General features: G+C 38.8%; 5 protein-coding genes. All 5 read left to right on the forward strand.

What is annotated here, in order from left to right; all coding sequences use genetic code 11:
- On the forward strand, window positions 1-690 hold a 690-nt coding region (gene bshC / locus V5N63_RS10835), incomplete at its 5' end, for a bacillithiol biosynthesis protein BshC (RefSeq protein WP_332033956.1).
- A gap of 38 nt (window positions 691-728) precedes the next feature.
- A complete protein-coding gene (locus V5N63_RS10840) occupies window positions 729-2636 on the forward strand; it encodes a LysM peptidoglycan-binding domain-containing protein (RefSeq protein WP_332033957.1) in 1908 nt (635 codons plus the stop codon).
- A gap of 109 nt (window positions 2637-2745) precedes the next feature.
- On the forward strand, window positions 2746-3621 hold the full coding sequence (fabD, locus tag V5N63_RS10845; RefSeq protein WP_332033958.1) for an ACP S-malonyltransferase: 876 nt from the start codon (window positions 2746-2748) through the stop codon (window positions 3619-3621).
- Window positions 3622-3624: 3 nt separating this feature from the next.
- Window positions 3625-4539 (forward strand): GYDIA family GHMP kinase, encoded by a 915-nt coding sequence (locus tag V5N63_RS10850; RefSeq protein ID WP_332033959.1) that lies wholly within the window; start codon window positions 3625-3627, stop codon window positions 4537-4539.
- A gap of 123 nt (window positions 4540-4662) precedes the next feature.
- The gene (pckA, locus tag V5N63_RS10855) at window positions 4663-6267 is read left to right on the forward strand and encodes a phosphoenolpyruvate carboxykinase (ATP) (protein ID WP_332033960.1); all 1605 of its coding nucleotides are present in this window, start codon (window positions 4663-4665) and stop codon (window positions 6265-6267) included.
- Window positions 6268-6512 lie beyond the last annotated feature (245 nt).

A 6512-nucleotide genomic window follows, 5' to 3' on the forward strand; every position in this document is an offset into this window, starting at 1 on the left:
GATATTACTTTTTCTAAAGAAGAACTTTTAGAAGAACTTGAAAAGCATCCTGAAAAATTCAGTCCAAACGCGTTGATGAGACCTGTTTATCAGGAAACGGTTTTACCGAATCTGGCCTATATCGGTGGCAATGCCGAAATTATGTACTGGCTGGAACTGAAGGATTATTACGGGAAAACGAACCTTACTTTTCCGGTTCTCATTCCGCGGGTTTCCCTGCTTTTTGTGAGTGAGAAAAACCTGGAAAAAATAAAGAAATTCGGTCTGGAGATCAATGATTTTTTTAAGAATTTTGCCGCGGTAACAAAAGATATTTTGCTTCAGGATAATGAAATTCTTAAGCTTTTAAATGAAGAAGAATCACTGGTCAATCAGAGATTTGATGAAATTTCAGCGAAAGCTTCTCTTACCGAGAAAAGTTTCGGAAGTCTTGTGAATGCTGAGAAAACGCGTCAGCTGAAATCTTTCGCAAGGATGAAAAAACGGCTTCTTCGGGCTGAAAAAATAAAACAGAATGAAAAACTCGAACGTTTGGAGCAGCTTTTTCTGCAAATTCACCCCGGAAAGAACTGGCAGGAGCGTGTTTTCAACTTTTCAGTTTTTTACGCTGACCTGGGCCACGAATGGCTTCAAAATTGTTACCAGGAAATAGACGTTTATAGATCGGAATTAATTATTCTCAGCATTTAATTTTAAAGCAGTATTTTTGCACATATTTATCATAACAGATGATCAGAAAAATTTTCTTACTCTCAAGTTTAATCACATTTTCTGGGTTGTATTCCCAAAAAATGCATACCGTTGTTAAAGGCGACAATCCCTACAACATTTCGAAGAAATACGGCATCAGCATTGATGAATTATACAAGCTGAATCCGAAGGTGAAAGACGGTAAAATTACCCTCGGTGAAGTTTTGGTAGTAAATAAATCCGGTGCTACAAAGGCTGTTGCCACTGAACAAACCAGCTCCGAATTAGGTAAAATTATTCTTCAGCCAAAGCAAACGGTATATGGAATTACAAAACAATATCAGATTTCTGAAGCCGATTTGCGCAAACTGAATCCAAATTTGGATTCGCACATGAAAATTGGTGACGAAGTGGTGTTGCCTTTAGATAAGATTAATAAATTTGGCGGTAGCCAGCCTGTAGCTTCAAATGTTCCAGTGTCAAAACCTGAAACGGCAGCGGTTGAAGTAAAAGCAGAAGAAAATAAGGCTGATGAAGATTCTTACCAGATTCAGGAAAAAGACAATTACTATAAACTTACAAGGAAATTCAAACTTACCCAGAAAGAACTTTTCGCGCTGAATCCCGGCCTTGAAGCAAGAGGTTTGCAGCCCGGAGAAATAATTAAAGTAAAAGGAGAATTTTCAAATACAGCTGCGGTAGAAGAGCCAAAAGCTACACCAGTTTCGGAGGTTTCTACCAACACTTATGAAACCACTTCGGTGAGCGATGATTATGTAACGTACACCGTACAGGCGGGAGATACCGTTTTCGGAATTCTGAATAAATTCGGTGTGAGTTTAGATGAATTATTAAATCTCAACCCAAATCTTTCCCAAGGTTTGAAGACCGGAATGGTCCTTAAAATCAAAAAGCTGGATGCCGGCTATGTAAAAAAATCCGGTGATGCACTGAATGTTGTTTTGATGTTGCCTTTCGGTTTTGATACTGATGATACAAGAGCCAGAACGCTTTCTCTCGACTTCCTTGCAGGGGCGAAATTAGCCATTGAAAGAAATGCTGCAAAAGGCCAGAAGCTTGATGTAAAAGTAATCGACGCAGGTAATGAAGGAAGTTTCAAGAATTCTTTAACCCAGATCAATGCAGGAAATACCGATTTAATTATCGGGCCGTTCTTCAAATCGAGTGTACTCCAGGTTCTGGATTATGTGAAATCGAATAAAATTCCGGTTGTCGCGCCATTCGCCAATACTGATGATCTTTTGAAATATGATAATCTCATCCTTATCGAAACCAACGAAATGGTTTATGCAGACAGAATCGTGAAGGAAGTAAAAGATGCATATTCTGACCAGAAAATTTACATTGTTGCTGATGATGACAGATCAAAAGCCAATTATCTGAAAACAAATCTGGAAAAAACGATTAGAAATGCCTCAGTTAATATCGTGAATTCTCCGGCTGATATTCAGTTGGATAAAAATATGATGACCGGCCAGTCGGCTCCTGTTATTGCAGTGTTAGCCAATGACAAAGATTCTGTAGGTGATGCCTTTGCCAACCAAATGATTACACTTTCCAAAGAGGTAGAAAACGTAAAAGCTTTCAGTATGTATTATTCGCCGGTATTCGAGAAAAAAGTTGACGAACTCAGCGCAGCCAATCTTGTATATCTGATGGACAGAAAAATTGATACTGAAGGAGATTTCGAGAAAGAAATTTTGGCTGCCTACAAACAGAAATATTGCAAAACGCCTTCTAAATATGCGGTAATCGGTTTCGATGTTGTGAATGACATGCTAAGCCGCGAAAATAAAAAAGGTGAAATTTTCAAACAGATGAACAAAGTGCAGACTCAGTTGGCAACTAAGTTCGAGTTTGAAAAAACCAAAAACGGCGCTTATGTGAACAAAGGTTACAGAGTAGTGCGTTTGTTACCGAATTAAGACACAAAGTATCTTCTCCGGGAGATAAATCCGAAAGGACAATGATAAATAAATATGTAGTTGATTATTCTGAAAGATCAACGGAGTCAATTTTTTCTAAATAATTTATATGAAAGCACTTGTATTTCCTGGGCAGGGTTCACAGTTTGTGGGTATGGGAAAAGAATTGTACGATTCGCGGAAAGACATTAAAGATTTGATGGAATCTGCCAACGATATTTTAGGTTTCGATATACTTTCGATCATGTTCAAAGGGACGGAGGAAGACCTTAAAAAAACCGAAGTTACCCAACCATCTATTTTTATTCACTCAGTAGCTGCCCTCAAAACCATTAATGGTATTGGTTCTGAAATGGTTGCAGGCCATTCTCTGGGCGAATTTTCCGCTTTGGTTGCCAACGGTGTATTGTCTTTTGACGATGGATTAAAACTTGTTGCGGCGCGTGCCAATGCCATGCAGGAAGCATGTGATGCCAATCCCAGCTCTATGGCTGCCATTCTTGGTTTAGCCGACGAAAAAGTGGAAGAAATTTGTGCTTTAATCGACGGAATTGTGGTTCCTGCAAATTATAACTGTCCGGGTCAGCTCGTGATTTCGGGTGAAACTGCAGCAGTAGAACTTGCTTGCGAAAAAATGAAAGAAGCGGGTGCAAAACGCGCCTTGATCTTAGCTGTAAACGGAGCTTTTCATTCACCATTAATGCAGCCTGCACAGGAAAAATTAGCTGCAGCGATTGAAAAAACGAAGTTCAGAACGCCTATGATTCCTGTCTATCAGAATATTGTAACAAAAGCAGTTACCGATCAGGAAGAAATCAAACAGAACCTGATTAAGCAACTTACAGGTCCGGTAAAATGGACACAATCTGTACAGAATATGATTAAAGACGGTGCGAATACTTTTATTGAAGTGGGTCCAGGAAAAACATTGCAGGGACTGATCAAGAAAATCAACAGCGAAGTTACCGTTTCATCAGCAGTATAAGGAATGACGGGTAACCTATTTTCACCGGGAAAATTATTGCTCACTTCAGAATATGTCGTCTTAGATGGCGCTTTGGCTCTTACCGTACCTACAAAATGGGGGCAGGAGTTTTTTTTTGAAGAAAACGGAGATGGTAATTCTATGGTTTTTTGGGAAGCTTATCATCAGAATTCGCTGTGGCTGAGCGCAGAGATCGATTATAAAACCTGGAAAATTGCAGCGACGACGCTTCCGCAGGCGGCAAAATTTGTCCTGAAAGTTTTGCAGAATGTGCAGAAGCTCTCGGATATTAAGTTCAGATCAGATTCATCCTATCATTTAAAAACCAACCTGCAGTTTCCGGCTGATTATGGGTTGGGAAGCAGTTCGACACTGATGAATAATCTCGCCGAATGGGCTGGCATTGATGCTTTCGAACTGAATGAATTGAGTTTGGGCGGCAGCGGTTATGATGTTGCTGTGGCTAAAGCAAAATCTGCCATTCTTTATCAGAAAACTGATAGGGAGAGACTCATTAAAGCTGTAGATTTCAATCCTGTTTTTAAAGATGAGCTTATCTTCATCCATCTCAATCAGAAACAGGACAGCCGTGAAGGTATTGAAATGTACCGTTCGAATCCCAAATCTTCTGACCTGATTGAGGCATTTTCATGGATTACAGAGGAAGTGATGAAATGTCAGGATTTAGAATATTTTTCGCAGTTGATGGAAGTTCACGAACGAAAACTTTCAGCCTTTCTCGGCATTCAAACCATTAAAGAAAAATATTTCGAAAACTGTCCTGCTTTCGTCAAAAGTTTGGGAGCCTGGGGCGGCGATTTTGTAATGAGTAGAAAATTTCCAGGTTTTGAAGACTATTTTTCGGGAAAAGGTTTTCACCGTCTTTTTTCGTGGGATGATTTAATAAGTTGGTTGTAAGCAAGTTGCGTATTTTTAAATTTCTTGTGAATTCTGACGAATATCAGTAGTTTTAAAACCATTTTAATAACCTATAATAGGTAAATTTGTTTTATTAAAAAGAATCAGAAATATTAAGTCATTATGAAAAACATTAAAATCATTCAAGAGCTACATGATCTAGGTATTACAGGTTATCACGAAGTAGTGTATAATCCAACCTATGAAGAACTTTTTAAAGCAGAAATTTCTGCTAAGAATAAAGGTTTCGAAAAGGGAGCTCTTACAGAATCAGGCGCAGTTGCTGTAAAAACGGGTATTTTCACAGGTAGATCACCTAAAGATAGATATATCGTAAAAGATGATGTAACAAAAGATACTATTTGTTGGGACGGAAAAGTTAATTTTCCTACAACTCCAGAGATTTTTAAATCTTGTAAAGAATTAGTTTTAGAACAGCTTTCTACGTCTAAAAAATTATATGTAGTAGATGCATTCTGTGGTACTAATCCAGATACAAGACTTAAAGTGAGATTTGTAATGGAAGTTGCATGGCAAGCTCATTTTGTAACAAATATGTTTATTAGACCATCATTATATGAGTTAGAAAACTTCGGAACTCCAGATTTCATCGTGATGAATGGTTCTAAAACAGTGAACCCAGATTGGCAAGCTCAAGGATTAAATTCTGAAAACTTTGTAATGTTTAACCTTACAGAAAGAATCCAAATTATCGGAGGAACTTGGTATGGAGGTGAGATGAAAAAAGGTATGTTTGCAATGATGAACTACTATCTTCCATTAAAAGGAATGGCTTCTATGCACTGCTCTGCAAACGTAGGAGAAGAAGGTGATGTAGCATTGTTCTTCGGACTTTCAGGAACAGGTAAAACTACACTTTCTGCAGATCCGAAAAGATATTTGATCGGTGATGATGAACACGGCTGGGATGATAATGGTGTATTTAACTACGAAGGTGGTTGCTATGCAAAAGTAATTGACCTTACTGAAGAAAAAGAACCAGACATCTTCAGAGCGATTAAGAGAGATGCTTTATTAGAAAACGTAGTGGTAAATGAATATGGCGAAATAGACTATAAAGATAATTCTATCACCGAAAACACCAGGGTTTCTTATCCGATTTATCATATCAGCAAAATTGTATTGCCATCGAAAGCCGGACACGCGAAAAAGATCGTTTATCTTTCTGCTGATGCTTTCGGAGTTTTGCCACCGGTTTCTATTTTGAACGAAGATCAGGCACAATACCACTTCCTTTGCGGTTACACCTCCAAACTCGCTGGAACCGAAAGAGGAATTACAGAACCGGAACCATCGTTCTCACCGGCATTTGGGGAAGCATTCCTTACGCTGCATCCGACCATGTATTCTAAAACACTGATTGGTAAAATGAAAGAGCACGGTGCAAAAGCGTATCTGGTAAACACTGGCTGGAACGGTACCGGAAAGAGAATTTCTCTTAAAGATACCCGCGCGATTATCGACGCGATTATCGACGGATCCATTGACCAGGCAGAGAAGACCGTTATTCCGATCATGAATCTTGAGATTCCGACTGCTCTTCCAAATGTAACCGACGGTATTCTTGATCCAAGAGCCACTTATGCCCACGTTTCCGATTGGGAGGCAAAAGCCAGAGATTTAGGTGCGCGCTATATCAAAAACTTCGAGCAGTACTGCGATACCAACGAAGGTCAGCGCCTGGTTGCTGCAGGACCACAGCTTTAATTTTAATTGTTTTGTATAAAGATTCCCCTAGTGATAGTAGCTAGGGGAATTTTTTTTGGTGATTTTTAAACAGTTAATATATGCGCAAAAATAAAAATCGTTGAGGAACAAAACCTGCCTATTTTTACTGAATTTCATGCTAATATAAGTATTAAGAAACTCGAGTGTCATGCCTATGAAACTATAGCTGGAAGGTGAATTAAAATGAAAACAATAGAGTCCAGAAAATTATGGTGATGATTTGG

Origin of the sequence: Kaistella sp., from assembly GCF_032060305.1 — a bacterium.
Lineage (GTDB): Bacteria > Bacteroidota > Bacteroidia > Flavobacteriales > Weeksellaceae > Kaistella > Kaistella yananensis.